The following is a 14,425-nucleotide window of genomic DNA, read 5'->3' as shown; positions in this document are numbered from 1 at the left end:
CGAGACGGCGTCAGCCTCTGCGTCGGGGGTGGGAAGGTCGTCGGCGTTCATATCGTACAGTCGCTCTTACTGGGTGGCGACACAAAAATATTTGCATAGTAGTTCAACTGATGCACAATACACGTTCCGAGAAGACGTGTCGAGGCCGGGGAATTACCGGGGAAATCCGCTGTGTAAAGTGCTCGAATAGCTCAATAACGATATCGTGAACGTCCGCTCGAACGCGCTTATCTGATCTTCATACACTTAGTTGTTCCTGACGTTTGCAAGAATCGGTAATCTTTTAATCACCGGACCGATATTGTGCGATAGCTCCAATACGAATCACGGAGCGGATACCCAATGAGTGTTGAATTCGATATCGCGGAGACGCTGGACGTGAAAGGTGCATCGTGCCCAATGCCTGTTGTGCAGACGAAGTCTGCCATCGACGACCTCGCGGAGGGTGAGGTTCTCGAAGTACTCGCGACCGACCCCGGCAGTATGAGCGACCTCGACGGCTGGGCGGACGGAACCGACGGCGTCGAGATGCTCGACCAGGTCGAGGGCGACGACGTCTACAAGCACTACGTCCGCAAGACGGAGTAAGCACGATGGACAAGATCGGAATCATCGTCGACAGCGACAGTCCGAAGAGCCTCGCGATGGCGATGAACCTCGGACACACGGCCCTCGCGTCCGATATGGAGGTTCTCGTCTACTTCACCTTCGACGGCCTGACACACCTTCTCGAGGGCGAGAAGGACGTCTCGGAGATCGAGCCCCTCCTCGATGAGGGGATGCCGAACCCCTACGACCTCCTCGACGCCTTCGTCGCCGACGGCGGCGAGCAGGTCACGACGGTCGCCTGTACGTCGACACTCGATATGCTCGCGTGGGACCAAGAGAACATCGACGACTCTGTCACCACCAAGTTCGCGGGCGCGGCGACCTTCCTCGAAGCGGTCGACGACGCAGACCAGGTGTTTACCTTCTAATTATGAGCACGGATACATCAGACACCACGACTGAAGACGGACCGAACGGCGACGCAGCTGAAGAAATCCCCTCGCGCGCCGAACTCGCAGCGCGCGTCGAAGAGCTCGAAGAAGAGCTCTCCGACGTCGCAGCCGGCCAGAACAGCAAGAAGATGTCCATCGTCGCGACGAAGGGCACGCTCGATATGGCGTATCCGCCGCTCATCCTCGCCAGCACGGCGGCGGCCTTCGGCTACGACGTGACCGTCTTCCACACGTTCTGGGGACTCGACATCCTCCACAAGGAACGCTCGAAGAACCTCAAGCTCAGCTCTGTCGGCAACCCCAATATGCCGGTCCCGAATATGGTCGGCGCGCTCCCCGGGATGGACCGCGTGACCACCTCGATGATGGAAAAGCGGATCAACGACAACGACACCGCGACCATCGAGGAACTCATCGAGACGTCGCTGGATATGGGCGTGGAGTTCCAGGCCTGCCAGATGACGATCGAACTGATGGACTACGACGAGGACAACTTCTACGACGGCGTCACGACCGGCGTCGGCGCGGCGACGGCCATTCAGGATATGGCCGACGCCGACATCCAGCTACTCGTCTAACCCGGGACTGATTTTTCCGGCCTTACGAGCCGCCACTCGATCCACTGAACCGGCAGACTTCTTGTTCGCGACGGCACACGCGTAGGTATGCAGCCGTGGAGCGCGCTCTTCGAGCGAGCGGCGAGATACGACGTCGACGAGGACGACATCCGAGAGACGCTCGCGGGACTCCGCGAGACTGGTTCGGACGACGAGACCGGCGGAACGGCGGGAGATTCGTCGACTAGCGAGGAGACCGATGCGACGGCAAACAGCGGCGAGAACGAGCTCACCCCACCAGACGAGTCGAGTCCCGCTCGCGTCGTCGCCGACGCCGACGTCCTCGCGGCGGACCTCCTCGTCGGCGGTGACGCCCGCCGCGCGCTGGACCCGCTCCGCGAACATACCTGGATCACACTCCTCGCGAGCGAGCCGCTCTTGGACGACGCCGAGGCCGTCGTCGCCGATCTCGCCGAGGCCGATCTCGCAGCCGACTGGCGCGAGCGCGTCACCGAGTGGTGCGAACTCGTCGGCCAGCCCGCCGGCGATCATCCGGCGCTCGCGACGGCCTACCGCGGCGGGGCGATGCACCTGCTCTCCTACGACGACCGCCTGCTCTCGGCGCAGGCGGGCGCGACACTTGGAAGCCGGATATCGGTGAGCGCTCGCCACCCGCGGGCGTTCGCGACGCTGTTCGACGCCGAAAGCCTGTATCAGGAGGTCGTCGGGGGCGAGTACCCGGGGCCCGATCGCGACCCGCGGTCCTGATACTGTCGGACAGCAGTTCGTGAATGATGTCGGCACCCACGGGGTACCGCTAATTTTCACATCGTTCTGTTCGACAGTATGAACCGCCACGCCTCGTCGGTTCGGACCGAAGCGCGTTTCCACGACGCGGCCGAGGAGAGCGTATGGTCGCTACGACGACGCCTACGGAACTGCAAGAACGGCTCGACGAGGCAGACGACGACGCCCTCTCGATCGTCGACATCAGAGATCCGTCGTCGTACGCCGCCGGCCACATCGAGGGCGCAGTGAACGTCCAGCCCCACCAGCTCTCGACGGCGGCGCTCGACGCCGAGTGGGCGCAGGCCGACGAGGTCGTCGTCTCCTGTTACCACGGCAAGAGCTCTCAGCGGGTGGCGATGCTCCTCGATCAACACCTCGACGCCGACGTCGCCAGTCTCAACGGTGGCTTCGAGGGCTGGGATGGCCCCATCGCCGACGGCCGCGGTGATTCCGAAGGCGGCGCAGTGTCGCCTACCCGGACCGAAGAAGGACCGGGGCCGTCTGACGCGCCGTTCTGAGTTCGGCCGTCGTTCTCGATCGACCGTCGCCGTCGCTTCTCAACCGGACGAAGTGGAGAAGCTCCGCTGTTTGTCGTGTCGGCTGCGAGAAAGTACGTTAGTGCAGCGTTAGCTGGCTTCCGAGGCCTGCCAGCGGAGTCCGCAGTTCTGACACACGTTCAGACCGCCCTCTTCTGATTCGATGTCGGTGGATCGGCACTTCGGGCATTCAGCGTCCATACTCCCGTGGACGCGAATGGGGAGTAAAAAATGTGTGGGTGGTTCTCATTGACGTGCAGCGAGCTAAAGAGCGATACTACCCGTTTGACAACTGCCGTAGTTGGACGGTTAGAATGCGCTGCTCGGCGGGCAGTGCGGCGTAAAAAATTCGGGATTGTGCGTGTCGCGTCGGCGCGTCCGCGGAGCCGACGAGTACCGCAGCGGTGGACCCGGCGGTTACTTGCCGCGGCGTCGGTCCGAGGAGATGCTCGGGCGCGTGTGTTCGGTGCCCTTGCCACGGTTCTGGAGACCGCGGTTGTCGCGTCCGGCGTTCGTCAGACCGCGGAAGGCGCGGCCCTTGTGGTCGTCGCTGCAGATCCAGTTGAGGTCGTCGTCGTTCTCGATCGCGGGGTGCTCGGGATCGACGAGGATCACTTCGTGCCACTTCTGGGAGCCGTCTTCGCCGACCCAGTAGGAAGCGAGCGTGCGGAGGTTCGGGTACTTCCGCGCGGCGCGCTCTTCGGCGATACGCTGTATGCTCTTGCGGCGACCGATCCGGTTGACGCCCTGGCGCTTACTGCGGCGGCCGGCCGTGAAGCGCTGCTTGCGAGCGCCGCCCTTTCGGACGGAGACGCGCGCGACGACGATGCCCTGCTTGGCCTTGTAGCCGAGTTCGCGGGCCTTGTCGAGGCGCGTCGGTCGGTCGACGCGGACGATGGCGCCCTGGTCGCGCCACTCCTGCTTTCGCTGCCACTGCAGCTCGGCGAGCTTGCCGTCGCCGGGCTGTTTCCACGCTTCCTTGATGTGAGAGTAGAAGCTTCGTGCCATTGGTTTCACCACGGGCGCTTTCGATTCGGGCGGCGTTCGACGCCGACCCACATTTCGTCCCGATCTCTCGGGTGCCCGCTGGCGTCCCGTTCGGCCAGCGAGTTGTCGAGCCTACCGTCGTGGCGCTCTTAACCACTTCGAATCGGTCACACTCGGGCGGCGCTCGGGAGTGCACCCGTCGACAGCGACTTCGCGGTGCCGGGAGGACAGACGCCTGCGCGTTACGGGAACGAACGGCTTTTGATGCCGGGTGTCGGAGGCGTAGGTATGGCTACGGAAACGCAGAGCGGACTTTCCGATCACCTTCGGGGAGTCACGGTCACCACGCTCGCCTGCATCGCCGGCGTCGCCGCCGCGCTGGCGTCCGCCAGGTTCGTCGGGACCGACGTCGCCGCCGCGGCGAGCCAGCAGTCGCTCCTCATCGTCGGAGCGCTCGTCCTCGCGCAGTTTCCGATCCTGCGCGTCGTCGGCGTCGACATCTCCGAGTTCGGCGTCAAAGACTACCTCTACGTGGCGTTTATGACGTTCACGCTGTGGTTCATCACGTTCGGCGTGCTACTGACAGAGAGCGTCGCACTGTAAACTATGGCGGACGACAGTATCGCGGTCGTCGACCTCGATCGGTGCCAACCCGACCGCTGCAGTTACGAGTGTGCGAACTACTGCCCACCGAACCGCACCGGCAAGGAGTGCATCGTCACGCGCGGGGAGTACTACGAGGAAGACGAGCCGTACGACGGCGACCCCGACCAGATCCGGATCTCCGAGGAGGTCTGTCTCGGTGAGACCTGCGGCATCTGCGTCGAGAAGTGTCCCTTCGACGCCATCGAGATCATCAACCTCCCGACCGAACTCGAACAGGACCCCGTCCACCGCTACGGCGAGAACGCCTTCGCGCTCTACGGCCTCCCAGTGCCCGAATCGGGGACCGTAACGGGCATCCTCGGCCCCAACGGGATCGGGAAGACGACCGCCGTCCGCGCGCTCGCCGGTGAGATGGTCCCCAATCTGGGCACCTACGACGAGGAGCCGAGTTGGGAGACCGTCCTCGACCGCTTCCGCGGCACCGAACTGCAGACCTACATCGAGCGCGTGCAGGACGGCGACGTCACCATCGCGCGCAAGCCGCAGTACGTCGATCAACTCCCGAAGCAGTTCGACGGCACGACGATCGAACTGCTCGAATCGACCGACGAGCGCGGCGCCCTCGACGACTACATCGATCGGCTGGGCATCCGCCCGGTCGTCGACCAGCCGCTCGACACCCTCTCGGGCGGGGAACTCCAGCGGGTCGCACTCGCGGCGACGCTCGCTCGCGACCGCGACTTCTACTTCCTCGACGAGGTCTCTCCGTATCTGGACATCGGCCAGCGCGTCACCGCGGCGCGCCTCATTCGCGAACTCGCAGACGAGGAGGACCGCGCGGTACTCGTGGTCGAACACGACCTCGCGATCTTGGACCTGCTCGCGGACTCGCTGCACGTCGCCTACGGTGAGCCCGGGGCCTTCGGTGTCATTACTGATCCGAAATCGGTCCGCAACGGCATCAACGAGTACCTCACGGGGTATCTCTCCAACGAGAATATGCGGATCCGACCCGGCGAGATAGAGTTCCACGAACACGCCCCGCGGCAGACCTCGAAGTCGACGCCGCTGGTCGAGTACCCGGCGCTCTCGAAGTCCTACGGCGAGGGCGAGTTCTCCCTGGAAGTCGACTCTGGGACGATCTACGAGTCCGAGGTGCTGGGCGTCGTCGGTCCCAACGGGATCGGGAAGTCCACGCTCGCGAAACTGTTCACGGGCGCGCTCGAACCCGACGAGGGCGACCTCGACTTCCGGCTCGACATCTCCTATAAGCCGCAGTACATCGAGATCGACCAGCCGATGCGCGTCGACGCGTTCCTCTCGTCGATCACCGACGACTTCGGGACCTCCTATTGGAACACGGAGGTCGCGAACCCGCTCCAACTGAACCGGATTATGGAGCGCAACCTCGACGACCTCTCGGGCGGGGAGCGCCAGCGCGTCGCCATCGCGGCGTGTCTCTCCGAGGACGCCGACCTGTACGTGATGGACGAGCCGTCCGCCCACCTGGACGTCGAACAGCGCGTGCAGGCGACGACCGCCATCCGTCGCTACGCCGAGAACCACGACGAGACGGTGCTCGTCATCGACCACGACATCTATATGATCGATCTGCTGGCGGACCGCCTGATGGTCTTCGACGGCAAGCCCTCCGAGTACGGCCACGCCGCCACGCCCCAAGAGATGCGCGAGGGGATGAACGACTTCCTCTCGGATCTCGACATCACGTTCCGCCGCGACGAGCGGACCCAGCGCCCCCGCATCAACAAGCCGGGGTCCCAGCTCGACAGCAAGCAGAAGAAGCAGGGCGAGTACTACTACGCGCCCTGAGCCGACCGCGAAGCGTTCGAGTTCACCGCGACGCCGACACCGTCGCTTCCGAGCCGCCCGACGCCTTCCGAATCGACACGTCGTAGCCGAAGGCTTCGACGAGGGCGACGTTCGTCTCGACGTGATCGGTGACGCGCGGAATCCGCACGCTCCCGCCAGCGAGCGCGAGCCACACCACGAGCTGGTCGCCGAGGTGCGGGTCGACCGGCGCGTCGGTCTCTCGCCACGCCGCGACCTGCTCGACGGCCGCCTGTGCGACTTCCTCGGAAGGGACGCCGCGCTCGCCGTACGCGCCGAACCCTGCCCGCGGGCGGAGCGGTGTCGGGTCCTCCGACGGCGCCTCGCTCCCGCTGCCCGTCTCTGCGCCGAACTCGGCGGCGATGGTGGTCACGGCCCCCGGCGAGTACGACTCGACGTACGTCGCGTTCGCGCTCACAGTGCTTCCCGAGGCCGCGTCACCGCCGATTCCCAACGTCTCCAGTTCCGAAACGGCAGTTTCGGCCATCCGGTCTGCGACCTCCGCGTCTTCGAGGGCCTCGGATGCGACCGCACGAACCGAGTAGCGGTCGGGCGTCGGCTCCAGCGCAGTACGAGTCGAGTCCGACATATCGCCAGACGGTTCCGGCGCGTCGACCCCACTGCGCCGCGCTGGAAGCACAATTTCGGACAGCGTAGACGGGTGGATATCGACGACGAGTTCCCCGCCGCCGGCGGGATAGAAGCCGCGTCGGTTCACCGTCACGCTGGCGTCGAGGCCGCACTCGCGGAGGAGCGGGAGTTTGACGTGTCTGAGGTAGTCGGCCGGCGGCGACCACTTGACGTCGGTGCCGCCGACGAGCGTGGCCTGGATCGGGTGATCGAGGGAGGCCGCGAGCGGGAGGAGCGTGTCGGCGACGAGCGTGACGCTGCCGGCGGTGCCGACGTCGACGGCGAACTCGCGTGGCTCGGCGGTCCCCTCGGCTCCGGGGTCCGCGAGCGGGCCGTCGCTGTCACCGTTGCCGGGCTCGAACGTCAGCGTCTCCGAGCCGACTTCCGCACCCGACACCTCCGCGTCGGCGACGTCCGCGAGCAGGTCCACGCAGGCGAGGTGCTGCCGTTTCAGTCCGGGGTTCGGTCGGTTGCCACGGACGTCCGTCATCCGAAACGGGCGCCCGTCGAGGACCGAAAGCGTCAGCGCCGTGCGGACGAGCTGGCCGCCGCCCTCCGTGCCCTCTAGTTCGAGCATCGACGATCCCGCCGGGCGTTACGCCTCGTAACCCTTCACGACCGTCACGGGGACGGTCGCGTGTTCGACGAGCCCTTTCGCGACGCTGCCGACCATCCCCTCGACGCGGTCGGAGAGGCCGCGGTGGCCGACGACGATCCCGTCGACGGCCTCCTCGATGGCGTACTCGTCGACGGTATCGACGGGATCGCCGTAGAGCAGCGTCGTCTCGACGGGTACGCCGGCCCGCTCGGCACGTTCACGGGCGTCGTCGAGGACCTCTTCGCCGCGCTCCTCGGCGACTTCCAGGTCTTCGGTGTAGATTCGCTGGCCGACCTCGGCGTTCGTCGGCGCTTCCTCGTCGTTTTCTTCGACGAGGACGCGCGGTTCGACGGCGTACGCGACGAGCAACGACGCGTCCGCGCGCGTCGCGAGATCGATCGCGTATTCGAGCGCTTCGGTACTCGACTCGGAGCCATCGACGGCGACAAGGTACTGCATCGTCGCTAACAGTACGTTCGGAGCCCGTTTAGTAGTTTGCAGTACTGCAGCGGTCGGACAGTCACGGCACGGACGACGAAGAGAAAGCGGTGGCGAAACGAGGAGGTGCTCGGCGACTCAGTACAGCAGTTGACTGCAGGTGCCACAGAGGTTCTCCTCTTTGACGTCGACCTCGCGAACTGTGGGCGAAAACGACATCACGCACTTGCTGTTGTCGCAGTGTTCGAGACCGAGCGTGTGCCCGATCTCGTGGACGACTTCCTTGCGGACGCGGTCGGCGAAGACCTCTGATTGGGGTTTAGAGGTGATGCCGCCGTCAGAAGAAGTCTGGAGCCGGTGTGTCGAAATCACCGAGCCGTTGCCGTTCAGGTACGCGAGTCCGAAGACGTAGTTCCGCCGCCGGTAGTAGAGGTCCTGTGAGGTGATCCCGATGTTCTTCTCGCCCGTCCCGACCCGACTCGCCAGTTCGATGAACTGCTCGGCGCGGTACTGATTCCGGCTGTGGTCGAACGCGCCGTCGGGAATCGACTGTTCCTCCTGAACCGTGACGTCGCAGTCGTAGACCCCTCGGAGCGCCGCCGACGCCTCACGCTTGACTTGCGCGGAGAGGTCCCCGATCGGCACGATGTCGACGAGCATAGAAGGGCTTAAGCGGGGTGGATTGATAAATATCCCGCCGTGGAAACGCCCCGTAACGCCGCTCTCGTCGCCCGGTTTTCGCCGTACGGGTCGGCGACCGAAATCGGAGTGGGCCGCCGTCCGGAGGTCGCCGCCGCGCTGGCGGACGCCGGGGTGTCGGTGACTGCCACAGACATCACCGACGTCGACGTTCCGGCGTCTGTCGAGTTCGTCCGCGACGACGTCGTCGACGCCAGCGAGCGCGACGAGCCCGGCGAGCACTACCAGGTCGACCTCCTCTACGGGCTGAACCTCCCGCCGGAACTCCACCGTCCGACCTGGGACGTCGCCCGAGCCGTCGGCGCCGACTTTCTCTTTACCACGCTCGGGTTCGACGAACCGACGGTTCCGTGCGACACCGAGTCGCTGGCCGGCGGCGAGACGCTGTACGTCCCACGTGAACGTAGTTGAAGCGCTGTACGCGAGGAATTAGCTGTAAGCGGGACTCTGTAATCGGGATAGAAGCGCTGTAGTCAAGGAGTAGGTCCCCTAGAGGGCATACAGACCCTGGAGAGCGTGCGGGAGAAACGGAGAGAGCAATCGATGCGGCGCCGCACTCACTCCACGTCGATGTGGTGTGCGTCTTCGTCCTCGATGTTCCGCTTCGGGAGCGTCACGGTGAGGACGCCGTTGTTGTACGTCGCCGACGCGTCTTCGGCGCGGACGGCCGCGGGCAGGCGGATCGAGCGCTGCACCGAGTCAGGCCGCCGTTCGCGCTGGACGTAGTGCTCGTCGTCCGTCGCGGTCGATTCTTCGCGAGTGGCTTCGATTGTCAACAGCTCGTCGGTCACCGAGAGGTCGAGGTGCTCCCTCTCGAACCCTGGAAGGTCGATGATGGCGACGAACGACTCCGACTCCTCGCGGAGATCAGCGGCCATCTCACGCCCGAATCGTCGGGTCTCGTCGAACTGGCGGCTCATCTCTTCGAGCTGTCGGGACATTCGGGCGAAGACGTCGTCGAACTCGAAGTCGTCGAAACTGGGGGAACGCTTCATCATTGTGTATTCACCGTCCTATAGATGAACCGGAGAGATAATAAATGAGACAGGACGCGTGAGCGCAGATCGCACGCGAGGCGGGCTGTAAGTGGAAAAAAGACCGCTCAGTACAGAACGTGTCGCTTGTCGTACGATCCGAGCCGCTTGACCCAGCCGTTTTCGGCGATCGCTTCGACGTCTTCGAGCGCGGCCTGTGCGCGGTCCTCGTAGAGGCCGGCCTCGAAGTCGATGTGGAAGAGGTAATCGCCGAGTCGATTGCCGCTCGGGCGGGACTCGATCCGCGAGAGGTTGATGTCGCGGTCGGCGAAGGCTTCGAGGAGTTCGAGGAGCAGTCCGGGGTAGTTCGCGTTGGGGTAGACGACGATCGTGGACTTGCCACCGCCGTCGGCACGCTCGGAGGCGGGGGCGATCACGAAGAAGCGAGTCGCATTCGAGGAGCGGTCCTGGATGTCCTCAGCGATGACAGAGAGGTCGTCACCGGCGTTGTCGGGGTGGCCGATACCGGCGACCGCGGGGTCTTCGCGGGCGTACTCGACGCCCCGAGCAGTGCTCGTGACGGGCTCCAGGTCGACGTCGGGGTACTCGCGTTCGAGGAAGGAGCGACACTGCGCGAGCGCCTGCGAGTGGGAAGCAACGGTGTCGAAGTTCGGCGACTGCGCGAGGAGCGCGTGCCGGATCGGCGTGACGATCTCCTGGGTGACGGCGATGTCGGCGTCGGCGATGGCGTCGAGCGTCTCGGTGACGCTCCCCTCGATGCTGTTTTCGATGGGGACGACGCCGCGCTCGTACTCGCCGGCGTCGACTGCGGCCACGATGGCCGAGACCGACTCGCGGAACACGACGTCGTCGTCGACGGCGCGAGCGGCGCGGTGCGAGTACGTTCCTTCGGGACCCAGCGTGACTACCTGCATAGCGCCGTCTACTGCGGGGGGTCCTAAAAGCCCGTCGGGGATCTGTGAGGTGACAGCGGCGAGGACGATGTCGACGGCGTACGGTGGTCGTTAGGATGGGGCAGTGGCAGTTACTGCTCGGCGCAGTACTCGACGAAGTTCCGGAGGATCTGCAGGCCGGTCTCGCCGGACTTCTCGGGGTGGAACTGCGTGCCGAAGACGTTGCCCGCCTCGTTCGCGATCACGGCGGGGAATCGAACGCCGTAGTCGGTGGTCGCGACGACGGCGTCGGGGTCGTCCGGTTCGGCGTAATAGGAGTGTACGAAATACGCGTACTCCCCGTCGACGCCCTCGACGAGTGGATGATCGCGCTCTACGTGCAGTTCGTTCCAGCCCATGTGGGGCACCTTCTGGTCCTGGTCGAACCGAACGTTCGTTCCGGGGACGAAATCGAGTCCCTCGACCTGGCCCTGACCGGCGTGGTCGGCCTCCTCGCTGGTCGTGAGGAGCATCTGCATCCCGAGACAGATACCGAAGATCGGCTGGCCGCGCTCGGCGGCCGCGGCGAGTGGCTCGCGGAACGGGCCGGCGTTCTCCATCCCCTCGCTGAACGCGCCGACGCCCGGGAGGACGATGCCGTCGGCCGCCTCGAAGTCGGCCGGGTCGTCGGTGATCGACACCGACGCGCCGGCGCGTTCGAGCCCCCGCTGTGCACTCCGAAGGTTGCCGAGTCCGTAATCGACGAGGACGACTTCCGCTACCGTCTGAGCGCTCATACGCTCGCTTCGCGGGGCCGGGTCAAATCGTTTCCGACACCCCCGCGCCTCGACCGCATCAGATCGAATCACGTGGCTTGGGGAGACCTATCGTGTGCTATATATAATTGAATCAGAATCTTTATTCGCCTCATCTCGGTGTATACGCGTGTTCGTATGTCGAAGCGACGAGATTTCATCAAGTCCGCGGGGGCTGTCGGGGTCGCTGGCCTCATCGCTGGCTGTAGCGGAAGCACGGGTGGGAACGAAGAGACGGCCGCAGAGACAGACGGGACCGACTCGACCGCGACGCCGACGGCGACCGAGACGCCCGTCGCCTACGGCGACGGTCGCGCGACGTTCTATATGTCGCCGAGTGAGCCACAGCAGCTGATGGAGGCGCAGTACGCGCCGATCCAGGAGATGCTGCAGAGCGAACTCGCCGTCGACACCGCGACGCTCCAGTACGCCGCCGGCTACAGCGCCGTGCTCCAGAGTCTCGCCGGCGGGACCGGCGACATCGCCGAGACCGGGCCGTTCGCGGCCGCACTCGGCGTCGCCAACGATCGCTGCGACATCATCCTCCAGCGGTACGGCTACGGATCGTGGACCTACGCGTCCGTCATCGTGACGCAGGAGGATTCCGACATTCAGTCCCTGAGCGACCTCGAAGGCGAGCGCGTCGCCTTCGCCGACCGGCTGTCGGCGTCGGGCGCGCTGTACCCGCTGTATATGCTCAAACAAGCGGGCCTCGACATCGGCGACCTGCCGACCGACACGGGCAGCGCCGACTTCACGCCGCAGTTCTCCAGCCACGCGGAGGCGTTCGCCGCACTGGATCGCGGGCAGGTCGCCGCAGCCGGCGTCGGGCAGTTCATCACGCTCAACGACAACCGCGAACTGAAGGACGGCTTCCGCTACGTGGAGATGACAGAAGACATCCCGCGGGCGCCGATCGTCGTCAGTCCGGAACTCTCCGACGAGGAGCAGACGGCCGTCAAAGACGCCTTCGTCAACGCGTCGGACTCGCTGTATCTCGGCGAAGACGGCGAAGAGGGAACCGACGACGACCTCTGGTTCAGCGACGTCCGCGAGGCCGACAACGAGACCTACCAGCCGGTGGTGGACGTCGCCAACGAACTCGGTATCAGCGCGGAACTCCTCGACTCCTAAGATCGAGCGACCAGCTCGCACCGCCCGCATTATTCATCTCGACCAGAAGATACCCAGATATGCCACACGTCTCGCTACAGAACGTCACGAAAACGTACGGCGAGGACACGGTCGCCCTCGACGACGTCTCCGTAGAAATCGACTCCGGGGAGTTCGTCGTCGTACTCGGCCCCTCCGGCGCGGGGAAGTCGACGCTCCTGCGCATCCTCAACGGTCTCACAGAACCCACAGAGGGCACTGTCGAGATTGGCGACAGTCCCGTCTCCGACTCCGGAAGCGAGGTCGGGATGGTGTTTCAGATGCACTATCTCATCGAGTCGATGTCGGCGTACCGCAACGCGCTCACCGGCGCGCTCGGCCGGACCGACGACCTCCGGAGCATCCTCACGCTCAACGATCGCGACGACAAGCGCGAAGCCCTCAGCGCGCTCGAAACCGTCGGCCTCCTGCAGGAGGCCGAACAGCGCGCCGGGTCGATGTCCGGCGGTCAAAAACAGCGCGTCGGCATCGCCCGCGCGCTCGTCCAGAATCCGTCGCTGCTGCTGGCCGACGAGCCCGTGTCGAGTCTCGACCCGAAGGCCGCCCGCGACGTGATGGGCTATATGAAACAGGCCGCCAGCGAGCGCGACCTCACCACGCTGGCGAGCCTCCACCAGGTGAACATCGCCCGCGAGTTCGGCGACCGATTCATCGGGATTCGCGACGGGTCAGTGGTCTTCGACGGCGACCGCGAGGAACTGTCGATGGAGGTCGTCGACGACCTCTACTACGGGGCCGAAACCGAGGGGACGTTCGCCGACAGAGCCGAGAGCGGGGCGAGCGGAACCGAATCGGCAGGCGCCGAATCCGACGCTGACGTGGAAGCCGGAGGTGTCGAGACGTGAGCACCGACTCGATCGATCAGATCCTCACCCGGATCGAGCGACGGATCGCGATCCGGCGCGGACTCGGCGTCGTCGGCGTCGCTGTCGCGGCGCTAGTCGTCTACTTCGGGACCGGATTCCTCGGAACGCGCCCGGTGCCCGAGATCGTTCGCTTCGCGCAGTTCGACTTCTTCTTCGCGGAGTTCCTCAAGTACGCCCAGCCAACCTTCGTCGATCTGACGTTCTACACCCAAGAGAACGAGATCGGGGGGCTCGGGGCGATTCTCGCGACGCTCGCGCGGCCGATGACGGTCGTCGACACTGTCGGGTCGCTCCGGAGCAGCCTCATCGTCTCGGCAGTCGTGATGACGCTCGCGATCGGTATCGTCGGGACGATTCTGGGATTCCCGTTCGCGCTGTTCTTCGGCGTGTTCGGCTCCGAGCGCGTCACGCCGTTCCCCTTCAATTTCCTCTTCCGCGGCGTGATGTCGACGATCCGGGCGATCCCGGCGCTCGTGTGGGTGTTCATCTACGCCGCGCTCGTGCCGCTCTCGCCGCTGACGGCGATGCTCGCGGTCGCGACCGACACCGTCGGCAACCTCGGTCGGCTGTTCACGGACGAACTCGAAGAGATCGAAGAGGGGCCGGTCGAGGCCGTCTCCTCGACCGGCGCCTCCCGCCTCCAGGTGATCAACTTCGGGATGCTCTCGCAGGTGTCGACGTCGTTCGTCGCGTGGACGCTCTACATCCTGGAGATCAACACGCGGATCGCCATCTCGCTCGGCGTCGTCGGCGCCGGCGGGCTCGGGCAGTACATCCAGCAGAATCTGAATCTGTTCAACTCCTACCGCGCCGGGGCGGGGCTAGTGACGCTGCTCGCTCTCGTCCTCTCGATCGAACTGCTCTCCTCGCGGCTCCGCGCCCGACTGCGCCCCTCCGAACACGACTCCAAGAGCTTCCTGGATTCGCTGCGGGACCTCACCGACAGCAGCAAGTGGCTCGGCACGTCGACGGACCGCTAGAACGACGCCGCTGAATCGGCGCTCGGCGTCTCTTG

Annotated in this window: 18 protein-coding genes; 11 read left to right on the top strand and 7 right to left on the bottom strand. The window is 65.1% G+C overall.

Translation table 11 applies throughout. The features are described 5' to 3' along the window. The first annotated feature begins 342 nt into the window (after positions 1-342). The 5 genes from RBH22_RS14415 (at position 343) to RBH22_RS14395 (ending at position 2,865) form a co-directional block, all read left to right on the top strand. The gene (locus RBH22_RS14415; protein ID WP_121569048.1) at positions 343-588 is read left to right on the top strand and encodes a sulfurtransferase TusA family protein; all 246 of its coding nucleotides are present in this window, start codon (positions 343-345) and stop codon (positions 586-588) included. A gap of 5 nt (positions 589-593) precedes the next feature. Next, positions 594-977, top strand: a complete 384-nt coding sequence (locus RBH22_RS14410; protein ID WP_256546323.1) for a DsrE family protein — start codon at positions 594-596, stop codon at positions 975-977. Between the two features lie 2 nt (positions 978-979). Further along, on the top strand, positions 980-1,579 hold the full coding sequence (locus RBH22_RS14405; RefSeq protein WP_121569050.1) for a DsrE/DsrF/DrsH-like family protein: 600 nt from the start codon (positions 980-982) through the stop codon (positions 1,577-1,579). An 87-nt stretch (positions 1,580-1,666) separates the two neighbouring features. After that, entirely contained in the window at positions 1,667-2,326 is a 660-nt protein-coding gene (locus tag RBH22_RS14400; protein WP_256290176.1) for a PIN domain-containing protein, read from the top strand. A 143-nt stretch (positions 2,327-2,469) separates the two neighbouring features. After that, positions 2,470-2,865: a rhodanese-like domain-containing protein gene (locus RBH22_RS14395; protein ID WP_306677924.1), complete on the top strand. Its 396-nt coding sequence runs from the start codon at positions 2,470-2,472 to the stop codon at positions 2,863-2,865. 435 nt (positions 2,866-3,300) lie between these two features. Here the strand turns inward: RBH22_RS14395 and RBH22_RS14390 are convergent, their stop codons facing one another. After that, positions 3,301-3,891: a 50S ribosomal protein L15e gene (locus tag RBH22_RS14390; RefSeq protein WP_121569053.1), complete on the bottom strand. Its 591-nt coding sequence runs from the start codon at positions 3,889-3,891 to the stop codon at positions 3,301-3,303. A 267-nt stretch (positions 3,892-4,158) separates the two neighbouring features. Between RBH22_RS14390 and RBH22_RS14385 the strand changes: the two genes are divergently transcribed. Further along, positions 4,159-4,473, top strand: a complete 315-nt coding sequence (locus RBH22_RS14385; RefSeq protein WP_121569054.1) for a hypothetical protein — start codon at positions 4,159-4,161, stop codon at positions 4,471-4,473. Between the two features lie 3 nt (positions 4,474-4,476). Beyond that, positions 4,477-6,306 (top strand): ribosome biogenesis/translation initiation ATPase RLI, encoded by a 1,830-nt coding sequence (locus RBH22_RS14380; RefSeq protein WP_306677923.1) that lies wholly within the window; start codon positions 4,477-4,479, stop codon positions 6,304-6,306. Positions 6,307-6,328: 22 nt separating this feature from the next. Here RBH22_RS14380 and RBH22_RS14375 read toward each other — a convergent pair whose 3' ends face one another. The 3 genes from RBH22_RS14375 to RBH22_RS14365 form a co-directional block, all read right to left on the bottom strand. Next, complete coding sequence (locus tag RBH22_RS14375; protein ID WP_306677922.1) at positions 6,329-7,531, bottom strand: RNA 3'-terminal phosphate cyclase; 1,203 nt, start codon at positions 7,529-7,531, stop codon at positions 6,329-6,331. Between the two features lie 18 nt (positions 7,532-7,549). Continuing rightward, on the bottom strand, positions 7,550-8,011 hold the full coding sequence (locus RBH22_RS14370) for a universal stress protein (RefSeq protein WP_256546319.1): 462 nt from the start codon (positions 8,009-8,011) through the stop codon (positions 7,550-7,552). Between the two features lie 117 nt (positions 8,012-8,128). Further along, the gene (locus tag RBH22_RS14365; RefSeq protein ID WP_306677921.1) at positions 8,129-8,650 is read right to left on the bottom strand and encodes an archaemetzincin family Zn-dependent metalloprotease; all 522 of its coding nucleotides are present in this window, start codon (positions 8,648-8,650) and stop codon (positions 8,129-8,131) included. A gap of 39 nt (positions 8,651-8,689) precedes the next feature. Between RBH22_RS14365 and RBH22_RS14360 the strand changes: the two genes are divergently transcribed. Then, complete coding sequence (locus tag RBH22_RS14360) at positions 8,690-9,100, top strand: UPF0146 family protein (RefSeq protein WP_306677920.1); 411 nt, start codon at positions 8,690-8,692, stop codon at positions 9,098-9,100. 146 nt (positions 9,101-9,246) lie between these two features. Here the strand turns inward: RBH22_RS14360 and RBH22_RS14355 are convergent, their stop codons facing one another. From RBH22_RS14355 to hisH, 3 genes are all read right to left on the bottom strand, one after another. Continuing rightward, positions 9,247-9,687 (bottom strand): Hsp20/alpha crystallin family protein, encoded by a 441-nt coding sequence (locus RBH22_RS14355; RefSeq protein ID WP_306677919.1) that lies wholly within the window; start codon positions 9,685-9,687, stop codon positions 9,247-9,249. A gap of 104 nt (positions 9,688-9,791) precedes the next feature. Next, positions 9,792-10,598 (bottom strand): prephenate dehydratase, encoded by an 807-nt coding sequence (gene pheA / locus RBH22_RS14350; RefSeq protein ID WP_121569062.1) that lies wholly within the window; start codon positions 10,596-10,598, stop codon positions 9,792-9,794. Positions 10,599-10,708: 110 nt separating this feature from the next. Next, positions 10,709-11,353, bottom strand: coding sequence for an imidazole glycerol phosphate synthase subunit HisH (gene hisH, locus RBH22_RS14345; protein ID WP_306677918.1), 645 nt, complete (start codon positions 11,351-11,353; stop codon positions 10,709-10,711). A gap of 156 nt (positions 11,354-11,509) precedes the next feature. Here hisH and RBH22_RS14340 point away from each other — a divergent pair, with 156 nt between their 5' ends. Genes RBH22_RS14340 through RBH22_RS14330 form a run of 3 tightly spaced genes read left to right on the top strand, consistent with a single transcriptional unit; the run spans position 11,510 to position 14,390 of the window. After that, positions 11,510-12,505, top strand: a complete 996-nt coding sequence (locus RBH22_RS14340; protein ID WP_306677917.1) for a PhnD/SsuA/transferrin family substrate-binding protein — start codon at positions 11,510-11,512, stop codon at positions 12,503-12,505. A gap of 59 nt (positions 12,506-12,564) precedes the next feature. Continuing rightward, on the top strand, positions 12,565-13,389 hold the full coding sequence (locus RBH22_RS14335; protein ID WP_306677916.1) for a phosphonate ABC transporter ATP-binding protein: 825 nt from the start codon (positions 12,565-12,567) through the stop codon (positions 13,387-13,389). Continuing rightward, positions 13,386-14,390 carry a phosphate/phosphonate ABC transporter permease gene (locus RBH22_RS14330; protein ID WP_306677915.1) on the top strand — a complete coding sequence of 335 codons (1,005 nt, stop codon included), beginning with the start codon at positions 13,386-13,388 and terminating at the stop codon, positions 14,388-14,390. The genes RBH22_RS14335 and RBH22_RS14330 overlap by 4 nt, the downstream gene beginning before the upstream one ends. The last annotated feature ends 35 nt before the right edge of the window (positions 14,391-14,425 follow it).

Source organism: Halobellus sp. H-GB7, from assembly GCF_030848585.1.
GTDB classification, from domain to species: Archaea; Halobacteriota; Halobacteria; order Halobacteriales; family Haloferacaceae; genus Haloquadratum; species Haloquadratum inordinatus.
This window is presented reverse-complemented; position numbering and strand designations above follow the sequence as displayed.

Coding starts and splice junctions, on each gene's coding strand:
- pheA (WP_121569062.1), bottom strand. CDS start 10,598: ATGCAGGTAGTCACGCTGGGTCCCGAAGGAACGTACTCGCACCGCGCC.
- hisH (WP_306677918.1), bottom strand. CDS start 11,353: ATGAGCGCTCAGACGGTAGCGGAAGTCGTCCTCGTCGATTACGGACTC.
- RBH22_RS14355 (WP_306677919.1), bottom strand. CDS start 9,687: ATGATGAAGCGTTCCCCCAGTTTCGACGACTTCGAGTTCGACGACGTC.
- RBH22_RS14375 (WP_306677922.1), bottom strand. CDS start 7,531: ATGCTCGAACTAGAGGGCACGGAGGGCGGCGGCCAGCTCGTCCGCACG.
- RBH22_RS14385 (WP_121569054.1), top strand. CDS start 4,159: ATGGCTACGGAAACGCAGAGCGGACTTTCCGATCACCTTCGGGGAGTC.
- RBH22_RS14380 (WP_306677923.1), top strand. CDS start 4,477: ATGGCGGACGACAGTATCGCGGTCGTCGACCTCGATCGGTGCCAACCC.
- RBH22_RS14365 (WP_306677921.1), bottom strand. CDS start 8,650: ATGCTCGTCGACATCGTGCCGATCGGGGACCTCTCCGCGCAAGTCAAG.
- RBH22_RS14335 (WP_306677916.1), top strand. CDS start 12,565: ATGCCACACGTCTCGCTACAGAACGTCACGAAAACGTACGGCGAGGAC.
- RBH22_RS14395 (WP_306677924.1), top strand. CDS start 2,470: ATGGTCGCTACGACGACGCCTACGGAACTGCAAGAACGGCTCGACGAG.
- RBH22_RS14370 (WP_256546319.1), bottom strand. CDS start 8,011: ATGCAGTACCTTGTCGCCGTCGATGGCTCCGAGTCGAGTACCGAAGCG.
- RBH22_RS14340 (WP_306677917.1), top strand. CDS start 11,510: ATGTCGAAGCGACGAGATTTCATCAAGTCCGCGGGGGCTGTCGGGGTC.
- RBH22_RS14410 (WP_256546323.1), top strand. CDS start 594: ATGGACAAGATCGGAATCATCGTCGACAGCGACAGTCCGAAGAGCCTC.
- RBH22_RS14405 (WP_121569050.1), top strand. CDS start 980: ATGAGCACGGATACATCAGACACCACGACTGAAGACGGACCGAACGGC.
- RBH22_RS14390 (WP_121569053.1), bottom strand. CDS start 3,891: ATGGCACGAAGCTTCTACTCTCACATCAAGGAAGCGTGGAAACAGCCC.
- RBH22_RS14415 (WP_121569048.1), top strand. CDS start 343: ATGAGTGTTGAATTCGATATCGCGGAGACGCTGGACGTGAAAGGTGCA.
- RBH22_RS14400 (WP_256290176.1), top strand. CDS start 1,667: ATGCAGCCGTGGAGCGCGCTCTTCGAGCGAGCGGCGAGATACGACGTC.